At 61.5% G+C, this 17,725-nt stretch carries 15 protein-coding genes; 5 read left to right on the top strand and 10 right to left on the bottom strand.

Annotation, left to right across the window (positions count from 1 at the left end):
- Nucleotides 1–222: 222 nt before the first annotated feature.
- From SH292x_RS17345 to SH292x_RS17320, 6 genes are all read right to left on the bottom strand, one after another.
- Nucleotides 223–2,370: a vWA domain-containing protein gene (locus SH292x_RS17345; protein WP_442482276.1), complete on the bottom strand. Its 2,148-nt coding sequence runs from the start codon at nucleotides 2,368–2,370 to the stop codon at nucleotides 223–225.
- Nucleotides 2,371–2,493: 123 nt separating this feature from the next.
- A complete protein-coding gene (locus tag SH292x_RS17340; RefSeq protein WP_442482275.1) occupies nucleotides 2,494–3,387 on the bottom strand; it encodes a DUF58 domain-containing protein in 894 nt (297 codons plus the stop codon).
- An 83-nt stretch (nucleotides 3,388–3,470) separates the two neighbouring features.
- On the bottom strand, nucleotides 3,471–3,641 hold the full coding sequence (locus SH292x_RS17335; RefSeq protein WP_442482274.1) for a hypothetical protein: 171 nt from the start codon (nucleotides 3,639–3,641) through the stop codon (nucleotides 3,471–3,473).
- 10 nt (nucleotides 3,642–3,651) lie between these two features.
- The gene (locus tag SH292x_RS17330; RefSeq protein ID WP_442482273.1) at nucleotides 3,652–4,131 is read right to left on the bottom strand and encodes a GYF domain-containing protein; all 480 of its coding nucleotides are present in this window, start codon (nucleotides 4,129–4,131) and stop codon (nucleotides 3,652–3,654) included.
- A gap of 155 nt (nucleotides 4,132–4,286) precedes the next feature.
- Nucleotides 4,287–4,439 carry a hypothetical protein gene (locus tag SH292x_RS17325; protein WP_442482272.1) on the bottom strand — a complete coding sequence of 51 codons (153 nt, stop codon included), beginning with the start codon at nucleotides 4,437–4,439 and terminating at the stop codon, nucleotides 4,287–4,289.
- Between the two features lie 290 nt (nucleotides 4,440–4,729).
- Nucleotides 4,730–5,746 carry an AAA family ATPase gene (locus SH292x_RS17320; protein ID WP_442482271.1) on the bottom strand — a complete coding sequence of 339 codons (1,017 nt, stop codon included), beginning with the start codon at nucleotides 5,744–5,746 and terminating at the stop codon, nucleotides 4,730–4,732.
- Nucleotides 5,747–6,050: 304 nt separating this feature from the next.
- On the opposite strand from SH292x_RS17320, the gene SH292x_RS17315 reads away from it, so the two are divergent.
- From SH292x_RS17315 to SH292x_RS17305, 3 genes are all read left to right on the top strand, one after another.
- The gene (locus tag SH292x_RS17315; protein ID WP_442482270.1) at nucleotides 6,051–7,202 is read left to right on the top strand and encodes an L-threonylcarbamoyladenylate synthase; all 1,152 of its coding nucleotides are present in this window, start codon (nucleotides 6,051–6,053) and stop codon (nucleotides 7,200–7,202) included.
- 179 nt (nucleotides 7,203–7,381) lie between these two features.
- Entirely contained in the window at nucleotides 7,382–7,837 is a 456-nt protein-coding gene (gene rpiB / locus SH292x_RS17310; protein ID WP_442482269.1) for a ribose 5-phosphate isomerase B, read from the top strand.
- 28 nt (nucleotides 7,838–7,865) lie between these two features.
- Complete coding sequence (locus tag SH292x_RS17305; protein ID WP_442482268.1) at nucleotides 7,866–9,230, top strand: glycerate kinase type-2 family protein; 1,365 nt, start codon at nucleotides 7,866–7,868, stop codon at nucleotides 9,228–9,230.
- Between the two features lie 221 nt (nucleotides 9,231–9,451).
- Here the strand turns inward: SH292x_RS17305 and SH292x_RS17300 are convergent, their stop codons facing one another.
- From SH292x_RS17300 to SH292x_RS17290, 3 genes are all read right to left on the bottom strand, one after another.
- Complete coding sequence (locus SH292x_RS17300) at nucleotides 9,452–10,246, bottom strand: hypothetical protein (RefSeq protein WP_442482267.1); 795 nt, start codon at nucleotides 10,244–10,246, stop codon at nucleotides 9,452–9,454.
- Nucleotides 10,206–11,357, bottom strand: a complete 1,152-nt coding sequence (locus tag SH292x_RS17295; protein ID WP_442482266.1) for a prenyltransferase/squalene oxidase repeat-containing protein — start codon at nucleotides 11,355–11,357, stop codon at nucleotides 10,206–10,208. Before SH292x_RS17295 ends, SH292x_RS17300 begins: the two co-directional genes overlap by 41 nt.
- Nucleotides 11,358–11,578: 221 nt before the next feature.
- Nucleotides 11,579–11,950, bottom strand: coding sequence for a hypothetical protein (locus SH292x_RS17290; RefSeq protein ID WP_442482265.1), 372 nt, complete (start codon nucleotides 11,948–11,950; stop codon nucleotides 11,579–11,581).
- Nucleotides 11,951–12,125: 175 nt separating this feature from the next.
- Between SH292x_RS17290 and SH292x_RS17285 the strand changes: the two genes are divergently transcribed.
- Entirely contained in the window at nucleotides 12,126–13,046 is a 921-nt protein-coding gene (locus SH292x_RS17285) for a cation diffusion facilitator family transporter (RefSeq protein WP_442482264.1), read from the top strand.
- A gap of 322 nt (nucleotides 13,047–13,368) precedes the next feature.
- On the opposite strand, the gene SH292x_RS17280 is transcribed toward SH292x_RS17285, so the two are convergent.
- Nucleotides 13,369–14,844, bottom strand: coding sequence for a DUF1598 domain-containing protein (locus tag SH292x_RS17280; RefSeq protein ID WP_442482263.1), 1,476 nt, complete (start codon nucleotides 14,842–14,844; stop codon nucleotides 13,369–13,371).
- A 383-nt stretch (nucleotides 14,845–15,227) separates the two neighbouring features.
- On the opposite strand from SH292x_RS17280, the gene SH292x_RS17275 reads away from it, so the two are divergent.
- Nucleotides 15,228–17,723, top strand: a complete 2,496-nt coding sequence (locus tag SH292x_RS17275) for a DUF7507 domain-containing protein (RefSeq protein WP_442482262.1) — start codon at nucleotides 15,228–15,230, stop codon at nucleotides 17,721–17,723.
- The last annotated feature ends 2 nt before the right edge of the window (nucleotides 17,724–17,725 follow it).

Below are 17,725 nucleotides of genomic sequence, written 5' to 3'. Positions count from 1 at the left end.
ACTAAAAGAATGGGGGCAGTGGCCCGACGTTGTCGTCGGGCAGCACAGTTGGCGTGCGGCTTTGGGGGGCCGTGCACGCCAAGAAGGGGGCAGCTTCGAAGGCGGGAAGTCGCGGACGCGTAGCCCCGGATGGCTACCCCGCCGGACGCCTGGATTGTAGCCAAACGCTAGCGGCGACGCAAATATTCGGCAGGAGACCGCAAACCCTGCAGAGTCGGTGGCTTACAAATACACCCGGCGGTTGTAGATGTACCATTCAAATAGTAGTACGCCGGCGACCAAAAGAAGGATCGGCCGCCACAGCTCTTGGCGAGCCGGGCGAGCTCCTTGAGCCTCGACTTCCACGTGCCCAATCTTCAGGCTAGCCGGAGATTCGATTTTGTCGTCCGAATTTTCGTCACCTTGCGTTTCTATCTGGACAGCGCTTTCCTGAGGATCGAACAGGTTTACCACAAACCGGCCCTGGACTTCATCGCCGTCCAGGATCTCGTAGTACCCAGGTTCATCGGTCTCTTGGAACAGGTACGAACCATCTTCGTTACGAGCTACGGTCCGGCGAAGCCCATTGGGCCCGGTCACCACCAGCTCTTTGGCGAGCGACTTAGTACGCAGTGCGAGAGGCTTACCGGGTAGGTGCGTCCGCTCGATGCCTTCCTGTCCTTCGCCAACAAAATACGAGATGACGTTCAGCAGGAACGTCGGGAAACTGTATCGACGGTACCAGTTGGTATTGGCGTACTCACCGCCATCTTTGTTGATCGAAATCTCGAACCCCAGCACGGCGTCCTCGAAGCCTTCGCGGGGGGCGATCGAGAGCACCGGTCCATCGGTCGACTCGGCAAGCACCTGCCCACCTACGGAGGGAGGCACCAAGTTGCTGGCCGTGATGAAGATGTCGCTGAGGTCCACGTAGGCCATCAGCGGATGCTCGCGGGCCTGATCTATGATTTGTGGGTTGTTGACGCGATCGATTGCGGGTTTCGTGTCGGGTTTTTCGGCTGGTTTCTCGGTTTCCGTTTTTTCGGTTTTATCGTCGGCTTTGTCGACAGCAGCGCTTTCTACCACGGTCGGCGATTTATCGCTTAGCCAAGTCGGTGGCACCGTCCCAATAAACAACGTATTCGCCCGGGGCATCCGCTCGGCGGGAGCGCATTGATCGTAGATGATCAAGTCGTATGCGCCGCTGTCGGCGAGCTCCTGGTGTTCCTTGGTCGCGAGCGTTGCGGGCGTGACGATCTCGATATCGCCGTAGCGCTTGATCCGGCCCGTCGCGAGGGCCGTCGTAAGCAGCTTGTTGCCGGGCGTGGCGAGCAGGATTCGTCCAGCCGCCGAATCATTCACTGCCGCTGTGGCGCGATTATCAAGGGCCAACGTGTCCTTCGCCTCGGTGAGCGAACTGCTGGCGAGCTTCGCCTCGAGCTTCCCCGCTGGCACATCGGACAGAGCGAACGTTACACCGCGCGACTCGCCCGCGGGAACTTCCAGTTCCTCGGCGTCGAGAAAGTTTCCGTCGTGCGAAATCTCCAGCACCACCTTCTGCGGTTCGCTGGAGTAGTTGCTTACCTGCGCGAACGCTTGCCGAGCATCCGGGCGAGATTCGCTCTGGCGAGTGCTGAACGCCGTGATGGCAAGATTGCTGGCGTCGCTCTTCCCAATCGGCACGTAAATCTGCGGCTCCAGATTGTCGAGCGTGAACTCTTCGATTCCAGCGAAACGGCCATCGCTGAAAATGTAGAGCGTCGATTTGTCGGCCTTGGTTTGCTCGGACGTTTCGGGTGTCTCGACCCCCTCGGCGTTCTGCCCCGGGCTTGCCAGCCCGTCGGCGAGTTCCAGCGCGCTGCGAAGGTCCGTGGTGTGCGACGTGAGCGTGATCTTCTCGACCGCTTCGCGAAGCTTGCCACGATTGCCCGTAAAACCCTGCACAACACGAGCCTCGTCGTTGAAGCTAATCACCAAGGCCTGCATGCCCGACTCCATCTGGTCCACGAGGCCAATGACATGCTTCTTGGCGGCATCCAGGCGACTCTCGGCATCTTCGATATCCTTCGAGCCCATGCTGGCCGAGTTGTCGATGACAAAGATAAACCGCTGCCCTTCGAGTCGATCGCCCTCCCACCCAGGCCTAAGCAGCGCGAGAATCGCGAGCGCGAGTAACAAAAGTTGCAAGAACAGGAGCAAACTTTGCCTTAGCTTCTGCCACAGGCTGTTGACGTGCAGGTCCTCGATCGACTTCTTCCAGAGATAGGTACTCGGCACCTCCACCGGCTCGCGCTTGAGCTTCAGGAAGTACAGCGCAAGCACCGCCAGTGGCAACAAGGCCATCAGGCCCCAAAGCCAAGGGGATTCAAGTGCGCTGCGGAAGAGGGACATGGTGGTAAGTGCTTAGCCGTAGGCCGTATCAAGCTCCGCGCCGATACGGCAATTGTCAGTCAACACGGTACTGTGGTCGTGAATGCCGTAACTGCGCGGAGCTTGTTACGGCCTACTCATCTCCTACCTCACCAATCCACGTCGTCTTAAGTAGTTACTCATCAAGTCCTTCACCGGCAACTGGTTGTTGGCCAGTAAATAGTTCATACCGCGGCGGCTGCAAAACTCTTGAGCGCCACGGGTGAACGAGTCGAGCGTCTTCTTGTAGCGGGCTAGCAGCGGGGCACTCACCGTGATTTCGGCGATGTCGTCGTCTTCGCAGTCGACGAGTTTCAGGTCGCCTTTGACGTCGGGGTCGATCTCTTCCTGGCTCAGCACCTGCATCACGTAAACATCTACGCGACGGGCCACCAAGTACCGTAGCGCTGCCTCGTAGCCTTCCTTGTCCATCAGGTCCGTAATCAGTACGACGATTCCCTTGCCCTGGTTCCGCAAGCAGAATCGTTTCACTCCCTCGGCGAGCGACACCGTTTCGTTGGGCTCGATCGAGTTGAGCACGTCGAGCATCCGCCACACGCTCCGCCGACCACGCAGGACGGGGCCGCGCTGATGAACGCCTTGGCCGAGCGATTCGATCACGACACGATCGCTGCGAATGAGGCCAATGAAGCCGAGTGCCGCGGCGAGCTGCTTGGCGTACTGTAGCTTCGTCGGGCTACCAAAACCCATCGACGGGCTGGCGTCGATCAGCGTGTAGAAGTGCAAGTCTTCTTCTTCGAGGAACAGCTTGACGATCAGTTTGTCGAGCCGGGCGTACAGATTCCAGTCAAGCGAACGCAGGTCGTCGCCGGCGACGTAGTTGCGATAATCGGCGAACTCGACGCTTTGGCCTTTTTTCTTACTACGCCGTTCGCCCTTCATCCGCCCGCGAAAGATCTTGCGCGACACAAGCTCCATCCGCTCCAGCTGACTCATGAGCGGGGGATCGAGCAGGGCAGATAGGTCGGCGGTGGGCATGAAGAAGTGAGTGAGTAGGTGAGTAGGTGAGTAGGTGAGTAGGTGAGTAGGTGAGTAGGTGAGTAGGTGAGTAGGTGAGTAGGTCAGCCAACGAGCCACACGATTGCCACGAGCACCACCATCAACCACCCAGCCCACAGGATCAATCCCAGCGCATTGGCACGCTGCACCGCCAGCGGATTATCGGCCGCCAGCGGTCGGACGTCGTCCTCCGCTTCGGGAGACTGAAAGGCATTGGTGGTGTGTTCGTCCATCGTTATACGGTTAGAACCAGGGTTTCTTATCAATCATATACGTCTGCTCAAACTCAGCGTCGGATTTCGTGAGGTAGATGATCCCTTCGATGATGCCGATCGTGCCCATGATAAGACCGCCCCAGCCGCAAGTCAGCAGCGTCACCAGCAGCATGATGATCCCGGGGGTTGTGGCTCCGTAGATGAATTTATGAATGCCAAGTGAGCCCAGCAAAATGCCACACACCCCGGCGGCGATTCGATAAACGGGGTCTGGTCTCGCACTCCCCGTCGCCGGCGGCATGGTCGTCGTACGAGTGGGCGGCACCGGCAGTTCGAACGACAGGCCGTCGATATCCACCGCCTCGATCCAGTCGGACATCCCCTCGTGCCACACCATGTCGTCGGGCTGCAGCCGGCCATCGTCGGCAAGCTGCCGAAGCTTAGCGTCGTTATACGGCCCAAACCGCCGCCCATCGCCAGGGCGAATCACGTACCAATCCGTCGTCATGCTGAGTCCGTCCCCCCAAGTCGTGCAACGGAATTCATTCCGTTAGTTAGGCGTTGTAATTTTTGGAACCGCTGATCGACGCTAATCTTCGCTGATAGGAATTGATTAGCGTAGATCAGCGTCGATTAGCGGTCCTAAATTCTTATTTTATTTAGTCACGGAATTGCCATCCACCAGCCCGTCAGCAATGCAACCGCACACAGTGTTAACGCAATGGCCACGTCCGCGCGATTGATAGCCCAGATGTCCTTGATCCGCTGCTTTGGTTTGTTCGGAGGAGGCGATTCAGGTGATTCGTACGGATTCATTCTCTGAACTCCTCCGTTCTCTCAGTTCCATCCTGTTCAAGGGGCAGCGGTATTCTACGAGGATGGCCGCGTGATACTACTGGAGGGAGGAGGAGCAGGCACACTATTATGGCTGTCCCCGCAATGATGACCCATTCTAAAGCAGTAAAGTGCCACCATCGCTTGGTCTCTTGAGTCTCCGATTCATTCACTTCGCTGGGCGACTCATACGGATTCACTCTTTGAACTCCTCCGTTCCCTCTGTTTCCTCCTGTTCACCACGTCTAGGAAACGGAATGAACCGCGTTGTACTAGGCGGCCGCCATGTCGTCGGCTTTCTCGGGGACTTTTTGCAGTAGCTCCAAAAGCACGTCGTCGGGGTTGATGTTCTCGGCCTCGGCCTCGAAGTTCAGGATCACGCGGTGACGCAGTGCCGGCAGGAACACTCGGCGGATGTCTTCGAAGCTAACGTTGTACCGACCAGCGAGTAGAGCCCGCACTTTGGCCGCGAGTGCCACGCTCTGCGCGCCGCGGGGGCTCGAACCCCAGCGGAGGTACTGGTTGGTGATCGGCTGGGCGAAGGGCCCTTCGGGGTGGGTCGCAAGGATGAGCCGGGTGATGTAGTCCTGAACGTGCGGGGCGATGATCACTTCGCGGACCAGCTTTTGCCACTCGACAATCTCGCGGCCGTCCATCACCTTCTCGGGCACGATCACCTCTCCGCGGGTGGTGCGGTCGAGGATCATGTTCAGGTCGGCGCGGCTGGAGTAGCCGACCATCAGCTTGAAGAAGAAGCGGTCGAGCTGCGCCTCGGGCAGCGGGTAGGTTCCTTCTTGCTCCAGCGGGTTCTGCGTCGCCATGACGAAGAACGGGGCGTCGAGCTTGTAGTGGTTGCCGCCCGCCGTGATCGACTTCTCCTGCATCGCCTCGAGCATCGCCGACTGCGTCTTGGGTGTCGCGCGGTTGATTTCGTCCGCCAGGCAAATCTGAGTGAACACGGGTCCCTTCTGAAACTCGAACCGCCGGCGCCCGTCCGGGTCCTCGACGATCATGTTTGTTCCCAGGATGTCGGCGGGCATTAGGTCGGGGGTGAATTGAATACGCGAGAAGTCGAGGCTCAGCGTCTCGGCGAGCGTCCGCACCAGTAAGGTTTTCCCCAGCCCCGGCACACCCTCAAGCAGACAGTGTCCGCCGACGAACAGGCAGGTCAGCACCCCGTGGACGATGTCGTCGTGGCCCACGATGACGCGGGAAATCTGATCGTGAACGGACTTGTATCGTGCCGCGAACTCCTGGGCACGCTTTTCAATCGAATCGGCAAGGCTCATCGTGAGGATTCAGCTTTCAGGGGTCCGAGGGGGCAGGGACATCGATCAGCGGTGCCTCATTGTAGCGCAAAGTGACTCGCGGGTGCTAGTTTTGCCAATCGCGTAGGTCCCGCTTCAGCCTCTAGGGGGTATTCGCTACGCCGAGTGGGAGCTTGGGGCCGATCTTGATGATTTTGAGCGTGCGGCCGGCTTCGAAACCGCGACAAAGCAGCCAGCCCTGCTGCAGCGGCGTAGTTGCCCAGGTCCCTGGCGGGGCTTATAACTTGGAATTCGAACCTTTACTGCCCCGTCTCCCCTGCCAGCCATGCCGCCGCTCCGCATCGATCTCAACCGGACCGACGACCTGCGTGACGTGGTCCACCGAGCGGTTCAGGCCTTGGTCGAAGGCAAACTGGTGGCGTTTCCCACCGAGACGGTCTATGGCGTGGCGGCGAGTGCTTGCAGCCCCGAGGCGGTCGGCCGACTGCTGGCAATCAAAGATCGCACACCAGGGATGCCGTTCGCCCTAGCGATCAAGAGCGCCATCGAGGCCCGCGACTACGCCCCCGACATGAGCCCGCTGGCTTGGCGGCTAGCCCGCCGATGCTGGCCTGGGCCCGTGACGCTGGTGCTGGACTGCGACGATAGCCGCGGTTTGACCGGGCAGCTCGATCCCGTGGTCCGCGAGGCGGTGTGTGTAAATGGCACGGTTGGCCTTCGGGTGCCTGCCAACCAGGTGGTGCTCGATGTACTATGCATGATGAACGGCCCGCTCGCGCTGACCAGTGCGAACCTGCAGGGCAAGCCCGAGGCGGTGACAGCGGACGAAGTGATTGCCGCTCTTGGCGATCAGGTGGACCTGGTGCTGGACGATGGCCCGGCGCGGTACGGGCGGCCGAGTTCGGTGGTCCGCGTCGAAGACAATCACTTTTCGATTTTACGCGAGGGCGTCGTGGGAGCTTCCACACTCGAGAGACTATCGCGGTTCATGGTCATCACGGTCTGCACGGGCAACACCTGCCGCAGCCCGATGGCCGAGGCCCTGCTGCGCAAGGCGATCGCGGACGAGCTCGACCTGACGCCTGAAGAAATGGACCAGCGGGGCGTTTTAGTGCTTTCGGCGGGGCTCGCGGCGTCGCCGGGTTCGCCCCCGGCCAGCGAAGCTGTGACGCTGATGGCCGAACGGGGCCTGGCGATTGAGGACCACCGTGCCCAGCCGCTTACCGACCAGTTGCTCCGCCACGCCGACTTGGTGCTCACCATGACTCGCAGCCACCTGCACGCCATTGTGCAGTCGAGCCCCGACGGTGCCAGCAAGACCGCCCCCCTGATGCCCGAAGGGGACGATGTGGCCGACCCCATTGGCGGGCCGCTGGAGGTCTACCGAACCTGTGCCGAGCAGATTTCCGAGGGGGTGGCCTACCACGCCAAGCGGATCGCCGAGACCGTCCGCCAGACGGGCGAATCGAGCGGTTAGGCGGTAAATGCCGGTACTTTCCTTCGAGTTGGCCCCCGCGGGCCTGGGGATGGGGGTAATTCGTTGTAACCCCACGTAAACAACCGGCGGGCCATCTGATATAATGCCGGAACTAATTTTACCCGGCCCACAGCTTGCCGGGGGGTCACATCCAGGGCGGTGCCACGGGGCTCTACCGAATGCGTATTTCAGTTGCGAGCGACCATCGCGGCTTTCAAATCAAGGAGCAGATTTGCGATCTGCTCCGGATGCGGGGCCATGAAGTGGACGACGCCGGGACGTGTGGCCCTGAGAGCGTCGATTACCCCGACTTCGCGGCCATCGTTGCGAAGAAAATCAGCAACGGCTCGGCCGATCGCGGCATCCTGATTTGCGGCACCGGCATCGGCATGGCGATCGCCGCCAATAAATTCAAAGGAGTCCGCGCGGCTCCCTGCACCGACGAAGTGACGGCCGAAGTCAGCCGTCGCCACAACGACCTCAACGTCCTGTGCCTCTCGGCCGACCTCATCTCGCCCCGCACCGTCGAGCGAATGATCGAGACCTGGGTGAACACCGAGTTCGAAGGGGGGCGCCACTCGCGTCGCCTCGAAAAGATTCGCGATCTCGAAGATCAGAATTACGGACCTCAGTAGCCGTCTCTCTGTAGGCTTGATAACTCGGATGCTGCAAGGACGCCCCCTGCTTGCCGACGCACAGCGGATCTGGCGAGCCGGCGTCGATGCCTGCTTGCCCGATCGATTGCTTCAGCGCGAAGTGATCGTCGAAGAGGGATGGCTCGCGATCGGCGACTGGCAGATTGAGCTCGACGCCGTCGGCCGCATCGCTGTGGTTGGTGCTGGAAAGGCGGGAGCGGCGATGGTTCGTGGACTCGAAGCAGCATTCGGTCCCGATCTGCTCGCCGCGAAACGCGTAAGTGGCTGGGTGAATGTCCCGGCCGGGACGATCGAACCCACCGAGGCGATACATCTTCATGCCGGTCGCCCCGCGGGTGTCAACGAGCCCCGTCCAGAAGGCGTGGAGGGGACTCGGCAAATCCTCCGCGAAGTGGCGTCGCTCGCGCCGAATGATCTTTGCCTTTGCTTGATCTCAGGGGGTGGCTCCGCGCTGTTGCCCGCTCCGGTCGCTGGGGTGTCGCTCGATCAGAAGATCGCAATTACGCGTTTGCTTTCGGCCTCGGGGGCAACGATCGAGCAGTTGAACTGTGTCCGTCGCCAGTTAAGTGAAGTGAAAGGAGGTGGGCTTGCTCGGGCCTGTACGGCAGGGACACTGGTAACGCTTGTCGTGTCCGACGTGCTGGGCGATCCGCTCGATACGATTGCGTCGGGCCCAACTCTTGCGACAGGCGACACGGCTGCCGACGCCATCGCAGTGCTTAATTCCCTCGGGATTTCTGATCACCCTGATGCGCAGCCGATCGTAGAGTTCCTTAGGCGGCGCGCTTCATCGGCGACGAGCAACCGGCCACCGGGACCGGCCGCGGTGCACCACCTGATACTCGCCAACAACGCAACCGCCGTGGACGCGGCCGGCATCGAAGCCGAGCGACTCGGCTACAACCACGCGATGCTCTGCGCTACGAAGTCTGAAGGCTCCGCCGAAGAGATTGGCCGTCACCTCGCCCAGATGGCCATTGAGATGCGCGATCACTCTGGGCCCAACTGTCTGATCACCGGTGGCGAGCCCACCGTAACGCTACCTCCGGCGGATCGCTGTGGACTTGGGGGGCGCAATCAACAGTTGGTGCTCGCCGCCATGGACGAACTGGGCGACTGCCATGGCATCGCGCTGTTATCCGGTGGAACCGATGGCGAAGATGGCCCCACCGACGCCGCTGGTGCAATGGTCGATCACTGCATCGCCCGCGCCGCCAAGTCGCAAGGTCTCGACGCGGCAGCGTACCTTACTCGCTGCGATGCCTACCACTACTTTAAAAGCATCGACGGACTACTGAAGACCGGACCCACCGGCACCAACGTCTGCGATATCCGCGTGGTGGTCGTCGACCAGAAGTCAATTGCGGGATGATTCTTTGTAGCCGGACTCGCAAGAGTTCGGGCCACTTCTTCGGCTACGCAAGAGAGCTAGGATGGTCGCAAGTACCGCACACAACTCCGGTCGCTAACGCTCCCGGCTCGCCATGGCGTTCGCCGGTCACAAAGCCTATTCGCGGCTATTCGCGTGATTCGCGGGCGCTTTTCTACCTAAGTACAGCAACCCGAACTCTTACGAGTCCGGCTACACGGAAACTACGATCCCGTTGCGCGGCCGGTGTCGTAGCGGACTAGGTACCAGTCCGGCGCGAGGCGGGCTCGTTGGCGGACGCTGTAGGCGGTTTCGAGGCCGCTGACGAAGCTGCTGGGTTCGTCGCCTGCAGGGCGCCATTCGATCCAGCCGCCATGTTCTTCGCCCCCGAGCTCTAAACGAATCGCCCCATCGGCTGTTTTCTCAATGGCATTGAGTAGCAGGTTGGTTCCGGGTAGTGGTTGCACGCCGGCGAGCAGCAGCGTGGTCGGTTTAGCCCGTGGGTAGGCGAGGAACGGACCGAGTAGCTCCGAGTCCCCATCGGTCGTGGGCCAGTGGTTGGATAGCGAGGCGAGAAACGGCTCGATGCGCTTCAGATCGCTGGCGATGCGGTGCTGTTGACCGCGCCAACTCAGTTCGTGCCGACCCACGCCGAGCGTCAGCCACGCCGCCACGACCAGCACCAACAGCAACCACTGTCGCATCGAACGCAGTCCGCCCGGCCCGACTAGGACGCTCAGCAACATCAACGCACCCGAAACCACCACGAGACCCGCCGAGGTAGCAAGCGAGATTGAAAAACCCTTCCAAGGTTCTCTAGTTGGCGCGCAGGCCAAGGCTTCGAGACGCGAGCAGCCGGCGTCGATTTGCCGCACCGCGTCGGGAGTCGCCGCGATCCACCAAACGGCGGCCACGAGCAGCGCGCCGTTTACTAGCCACGCCGCGACGAAACCCCAGCGAGCGAGCCGCGCGAGGCGACTACTCAACGGGTTGGTCGTTGGTGGCTGAGAATTCTTCATCGCAGTAGGAGAGTGCTAAGAGGGCGAAGGAAGTGGCAAGGTTGGGATCGTTCTCGAACCATTGCTGATTCGTGTTCACCCACGATCCATCTTCCTTCTGGATCTTGGCGAGCTCGGCGAGTAGGTCGTCCTGCCACTCGTGGTTTGCGCCGTCGGCTGTCTCCAGAATCGGCGACCCCGCGGCAGCCAAACCACTGCCAAACGTGTTGTAATAGTAGAACAGGCCGGCATCGCCTTGGCCTGGGTTCTCTTCAACCGAGTAGTTCTTGCTGATCCACTCCAGCGCGGCCTTTGCGCGGGGATCGTTCTTCGTGAGGCCTGCGTACACGAGGCTCTTGAAGCCCGAGTAACTCATCGAACCATAGCTCCGCAGGCCACCGTTGGCCGTTGCACGCTCGGAGCCCGACTCGACGGCATCTTCGGTGGGGATGACGTAGTAGAAACCACCATCGTTCACCTTGCCGGCGAACGGCGTGTCGTTGAACTTACTGTCGAGATTCTGGCAACGCGACACGAACACGAGCGCCCGCTGAATCGTGGGATCGTCGGCCGGCGTGTCCATCGCGTGCAGGGCTTCGAGGAGGTAGGAAGTGTTGGACAGATCGGGACGTTCCTTGCCGCTGTAGCCCACACCGCCAAACTCGCGGTCCCCTTCGCCCACTTCACCATCGGCACCAACTTGCAGGCCAGTGACGAACGCTTTAGCGTTCTTCAAGGTTTCGTCATAGCGACCGTCGCCGGCCTTCTTGTTGGCCTCGGCTAAACACATGATGCCGACACAGGTCTCGTAATTACGCAGTCGGTCGCTTGCGTAGATGCCACCATCGGGTTTCACGACGCCCTCAATCGCCTTGAGACCCTTCGCCACCAGCGGATCGTCGAGCGCGACCCCGTGACGCAGCGCGGCGGTGACGGCGAGCGATGTGACGCCCGAGCCAACGCGTGGCGAGAGCATACCGTTGTCGCCCTGGCCCGTTTCACGAAGGTAGGCGAGACCTTTGGTGACCACGCCGTCGAACTTTTCCTTATCCACGGCACTCGCCAGTTGGGGCGACGTAACGCCGAAGAGCAACGTGAGCAGCAAGAAACAGGTCAGGCGACTGGCGGGCATAGGGGCAATCCTCGGGCGATCCGATTGGAGAGGTGGGAGTTGGTTCTACGGAGAGAATCCCGCCAAAGGTCGCAAGTCTCGCGCCGGACGCGGGAAATTGCAGTGCTAGAATGGCCTGCCCACGATAAACCCGGTCCTTCGATGCGATCGCACTTGATGCGCACATACCGCCTGTCGAAGCCGTCGACACCGGTGGCGATCGAATCGACACTCTGGATGGGTTAGGCGAGCCACATTAACAGCAGCCCACCAATCAATAGCACCCACTCGCCGATCGCCAGTTGCTGGGTGGAGGAGGGGAGGGGCCCGAACATAAAGAAGCTCACCGTGCGGAATATCACCAGCACGGCGTGAATGATCACGAAGATCCACAGTCCCTGCCGGTCGCCCAGCAGATTGGTCCAGGGCAGGAGAAACAGGATCGCCATGGCCAGCTCGAGCCCGCCGTAGATCACCAGGAACTCGCTGTAACCGCCCGGACCTTGCCTTTCCAGATGGACGATCTCACTCGCCCGCTGCGGGGCGAACGTGCAGTAAATCGCCAGCCACAGGTAAAGCAGGGCGGCGGCAGTGAGGTACAGTCTTATCAACATGACGGGCGATCTCGGAATGAGCAAACTATTTGACATTCTAGGAACAACCCTTAAATCGACCACCCTCGAAGCCAACTAGCGATGCAATCCGCTCTTGGACGTTCGCACGCCCCGCGTTAGGGTGCTCCCTTTCACTTCCTTCGCAGCTAGCACACCACCCGGGCGGCAACAATCCATGGGACACTCGCACAGCCACGCCGTCCGGAACCTGTCGGTCGCGTTCTTCGTGAATCTGGTGTTCGTCGGCATTGAAGTCGCCGGTGGCTTGTGGACCAATAGCATCGCGATCCTCACCGACGCGCTGCACGACGCGGGCGACTGCTTGGCCCTCGGGCTTGCGTGGTACCTCCAGTACCTGTCGCAGCGCGAGAGCAACGCCCGCTTCACCTACGGATACCGCCGATTCTCGAGCCTAGGCGCTCTGACTACCGGCGTCGTGCTCATCGTGGGCCTGGGGGCAGTCGCGTGGGGGGCCTCGCAACGTCTCGCCGATCCTCAGCCCGTGCGCGCTGGTGGCATGTTGGTGCTCGCGATCCTTGGGATGGCGATGAACGGCGGTGCTGCTTGGTTGCTGCGAGGAGGTTCGTCGCTGAACGAGAAAGTCGCCAGCTGGCATTTGCTTGAAGACATGCTTGGCTGGATGGCGGTGCTCGTTGGCAGCATCGTGATGATGGCGACCGACTTCTACTTGATCGACCCGTTGCTGGCGATCTGCATTGCGCTGTTTGTCTTGTGGAACGTGGTTCGCAATCTGTTCTACGTGGGGCATGTGTTTCTGCAAGGCTCGCCGCATGGATTCGACGCCGCGGAGTTCGACAAGAAAATGCTCGAGATCCCCGGCGTGATCAGCGCCCACCACACGCATACTTGGAGCCTCGACGGCGAACGTCACGTCTTCTCGACTCACGTTGTCATGAACGAGGGAAGCACTCGCGGCGAGATCGTCGCCGCCAAGCAGGCCGTGCACACGCTACTTCGCAGCCAGCAATTCGCCCACGTGACGATCGAAGTCGAACTCGTCGGCGAACCCTGTATGGGCCACGACGATCACGATGACGAACACGATCATGATCACGCCGACGGTCACAAACACTAAGCAATGGTTGTAGCCGGACTCGCCAGAGTTCGGGGGAGTCCGCGAGGCGAAAGAATGGGACGCGGATGAACGCGGATCGGGCAGGATTTCCGCCGATTGCGATAACAATCGCTTGCCGCCCTCTAGAAGGTGGACCCTGTCGCTCTGATCCGCGACCATCCTGTCAAATCCGCGTTCATCCGCGTCCTATTCTTAATTCCTAGCCGAACGAAGGGCAGCCCGAACTCTTGCGAGTTCAGCTACGAACGAATCAACAAAAAAAGCCGGCGGGCTTTGGGGCTCACCGGCTTTCGTGTTTCTTCGGAGTCACGCTGGTCGCGGCTCAGTCCCACCACCACTGACCTTCGGTCAGGTCCTTGGGGGCAAGCTGTGTCCGCTCGCTGGCCACTTTGCCTTCTTCGTCCTTCAGCAGGTTTTCGGGGGCGAGGGCCTTGTTGGGCTCGATGTGGACGCCGCCGCCGATGGGGGTCATCAGCGTGCGACCCTTCCAAATGGCGTTCACCGCGGTGGCGACTTGCTCGGGGGCGTTGTACGTTTCGACGGGGAACTTCTCCTCGCTGCCGAACGTGTCCATCGCCCAGTCCACTTGGCCGTACAGATCGTGCTCTTGAATGAACGCGGCTACCACGGCCATGTCGATGCAGTTGCGAAGCTGAGCGTACACCGGCGACTTCTCGGCCAGCTCGGGGTAAACCTTGGTAAACGCACTGGTGAAGTGCTGGCTCGCACGGTTCACGGCACCCGACACTTGGCGACCACCTTGCGAGGTGATGGCTTCGGCTTCGCCGACCAGCTTCACGCCCTCACCAACGATTTGCATCGCCATGGCGTCGTCCGCCACGCGGACGCATTGGTAGTCAGGAACAAAGTACCAACGCTCCAGGGCATTGCGGGAGACAGCGGCAGGGTTCGCACGATCGACGTAGCTCGTCAGGCGAACCGGAGGTTGTTCGAGATTGATGCCGATGAGCTTCATGCGATAGTCGGCTTCGACCAGCACCTGGGCGAAGTGCGTGGTAGCGGGGACGCCACCAACGGTGATCACTTGCTTGCCCATTGTCTCTTGCAGCTTGTCGACGATGAACTGCGTATCGTTCGGCGTGGCCGAGCGACCGAACTGCATCAGGAACTGCTGCATCCGCTGCAGGCCTTCCTCGGTCGGGTCGATCGAGCAGTAAACAACGGGCGTCTTCTTCTTTGCTTGCGGCGGGAAGGCACGCAGGGCCGTTACCACGTCTTGCAGCTCAACCACCGGACGGCCGGTCGCGATGCCACGCATGCGGCCAGCGAGGTCTTCGGCGAAGGGCTCAGCGGGACCGGCGATTACAATGTCGCCCGTCTCGGGGTAGCAGAACACGTACTCAATGCGGGTGATGCCCGCCAGATTTTTCATGATCTCGTCGGGACCGCTGCCAGCCGCGATCTTCTCGGCAACCGCCCGTTCCAAGCGAGTGAGCGACACCTTGCGCATTTCGCTGATCTTGGCGAGATCGCCTTCGAGGCCGGCCATCGCATTCTCGACGCGGGCCTTAGTCAGCTGACCGGTTGGGTCCGGAACTTCCTGACGGCTTAGAACGCCGTTGGCATCCACCACCACGCCCGAGCCGGGGCCAGTACCTTGGGTGCCGCCGCCAAAGCCACCCTGGCCGCCACCGCCGAATCCGCCGCCACCAAAACCGCCACCACCTTGGCCGCCACCAAATTGGGCGCTAGCCGGATGGCCGACGACGCCGGCCACAGCCAGCGCGAGGGCGAAAACAAAGAAACGGGAGAGCTGTCGGGGGAATCGCAAGTCCATGGAGGGACCTCTACTGTCGGGAATGCCATCTTCGGTTCACGGAGGGCAAATGCGGACGAGACCGCTTTCCGGAGTGCGTAAACACCGCTGGCGCAGCGGGAATTTGCCCTAATCTGATCCTAGTCGGGCGCTAGGGGCAAAGCAAGCAAACAGCCCGCAGAAACGCCAAACCGCGAACAGTTTGCCGAGATCGTCCGCCCAGCCTGGCCGCGCCAGCCTGCCGGATGCCCGCAGAACCGGCACACCCCGGACACCCCGCACGGAATGTTGCCAAATGTCACCGTGGCGTGTTGGAAATTGGCCTCATGGTGCCCCACAGGCGGCATATTTTATCACGCCTCGCCGCGCGCACCTTGCCGCGCGACCATGCCCCCACCTAAACAATGTCCACCCAACATCGCCCCACCCGCCGACTCTCCCTCGCATTGGTCGCCCTCGCGATCCTTGCCGCGGGTGGCTGCGCGATGAACTCACTGCCGCGGATCGATCCGACCGGCCAGCGGCTATTGCTCTGGCCCGACGAGCCGACCCCCACTTGGACCCCACCGGTTCAGACAACCGCCCCTACGCTGGTCCCGGGCTCCACGGCCGCACTGCCCGCCGCCCCTGGCAATGTCACCGCACCCCCCGTGCTCACCGATCCGTTCCTCCCGGGTGGTCCGAGCAACGTCACGACCGACTGGCTCGGTCAGCCTGTGGTGGTGAGCCAACCAGTTCCGATGACACCTGGCGGCCAAATGTTGGGAGGTGCCATCGCGGTGCCGACCGTTCCGGGCGAACGCATCAGCATCACGCCGTCGAGGATCCTCGCGCCCGTCGGTAGCGAAGTTGTCCTCGTGGCCGGCGTGTGTGGTGAGAACGATCGCTTGATGGCCAACGAGCGCGTCGAGTGGATGATGGACCGTGCGGGGACCGGACAGATCGTGACCGTCGGGCAGCGGGGCGAGATCGACTTGTTCCGCATGCCACAGAACACACCGCGCAAGGTCGACAACTTCTTCGCCATCGGTTCGACATCGCCTTACAGCGAGATGCTCGATCGCGGCACGCCAGACCCCAACGACGACATCGAAATCCGCCGCGGCGACGCGTGGATCACCATTTCCTCGCCCACCGAAGGAACCAGCTACGTCTCGGCTTACGCCCCGAACGTGCCGAACTGGGCGGGCCGCACTGCGACGGCGACCGTGTACTGGCTCGACGCCCAGTGGGTGTTCCCCTCGTCGGTCGTGCTCGCCCCCGGACAAAGCCACACGCTCACCACGACCGTCACGCGTCAAACCGATGGCGCTCCGGTCGCGGGGTGGATCGTACGCTATCGCGTTTCGGGCGGCACCGCTGGGCTTGGGTACGATGGCGGCCAAACTTCCGAAGTCGCCACGAACAACCAAGGCCGCGCGAGCGTCGAGATCAGCCCGACCGACGACCGCCCCGGCACGACCAACATCGCCATCGAAATCATCCGCCCCGAGCAAGCCGGCGTGGCGGCGAGCCCTCGCGTCACGCTGGGCCAAGGCCTCGCCAGCATCAACTGGGCAGCCGGCGGCATGAGCGGCACGCCGATGCCGGCGACACCTCCCCCCGTCCTCGACTCCACTCCCGGTGCCGGGTCTTGGCAGCCGCCGAATACCAATCCGCCACCGACGCTCCCGCCGACCGTTCCGACAACTCCCACCACTCCGCCGACGACACCCACGCCAGCCGCGGGTCGTCCTGACCTATTGCTGCGGGTCGAGCGCAAAGGCACCGGGCCGCTGAAGGTTGGCGACCAGGTCGAGTACACGGTGACCGTCACCAATCAAGGCGATGGCGAAGCGACCAACGTCAAGATCGTCGACGACTTCGATATCGGACTCACCAACGCCGCCGCCGCGGCAGGCGATCAGTTCATCAAAACCGACAAACCATTCACCCTCAAGCCGGGCGAATCGCAAACATTGCCGCTCACCTTCGGCATCACCCAGCCGGGGCGATTGTCGCACAACGTAACGGTGACCGCCGACAACGCGCTAACGGCCAACGAGCGGGCATTCCTCACGGTCGAGGGTGGCCCGAGCGGGGCGGCGGCACCAACCTTGCGAGTCACGTTGATGGGCCCCGAACGCCATACGGTGGGCGAGACGGCGGTGTTCCGAGTAGTGGTTCGCAATATGGGTGCGAATGCCGCCAACAACCTCATGATCACCACCGAGTTTGATGCCGAGCTCAAGCCCGAGAACGCCAGCCAAGGATTTGACGCTCAACACTACAGTCGCATGGGGCAGATTCGCTGGCCCGTCGCGACGCTGGCTGCCGGTGCGGAAATCGTTCAAGAAGTGAACTGCAAGTGCGTTGCCCCGTCGCAAAGTACGTGTGGCCGAGTGGAAGTGATGGCCGATGGTCTTGAGCGGGCCGCGTTCGGACAGAAGTGCATTGAGATCCGGCAGCAGCTTGGTGCCGACGCTACACTTCCTCCCGCGCCGCCGCTCGGCGGCTCGATCACGCCTCCGCCGACCACGCAATCCGGACTAGGGATCAGCTTAGATCAGATGCAAACGACCTCGCGCGTGGGCGAGCGATTCATGATTATGATTACGCTGCGGAACAATACGCAGGTTGCTCAGCAGAACGTCCAACTCAAAGTGCTGGTCCCCCCGGTGCTGCAAGGCGACTGGCAGCAAGTTCAGTCGGTGCAACCGACGCGGACCGAGTCGTGGGGCAACCTTGGCACCACGCTATTCGTCAACGCCATTCCTGAGCTAGCCCCCGGTGCCAGCTACCGACTGGCCATCCCGGTTGACCCCATCGTGGCGGGGACCGGCAAGCTTTTTATCGGAACGAGCTCCTCGGCTCTTCCCGAGACTAGCGCCGAGCAGACCGTTCAAGTGATTTCGCGGTAAAC

This window comes from Aeoliella fuhlenseeensis (assembly GCF_052161615.1).
GTDB lineage: Bacteria > Planctomycetota > Planctomycetia > Pirellulales > Lacipirellulaceae > Aeoliella.
This window is presented reverse-complemented; position numbering and strand designations above follow the sequence as displayed.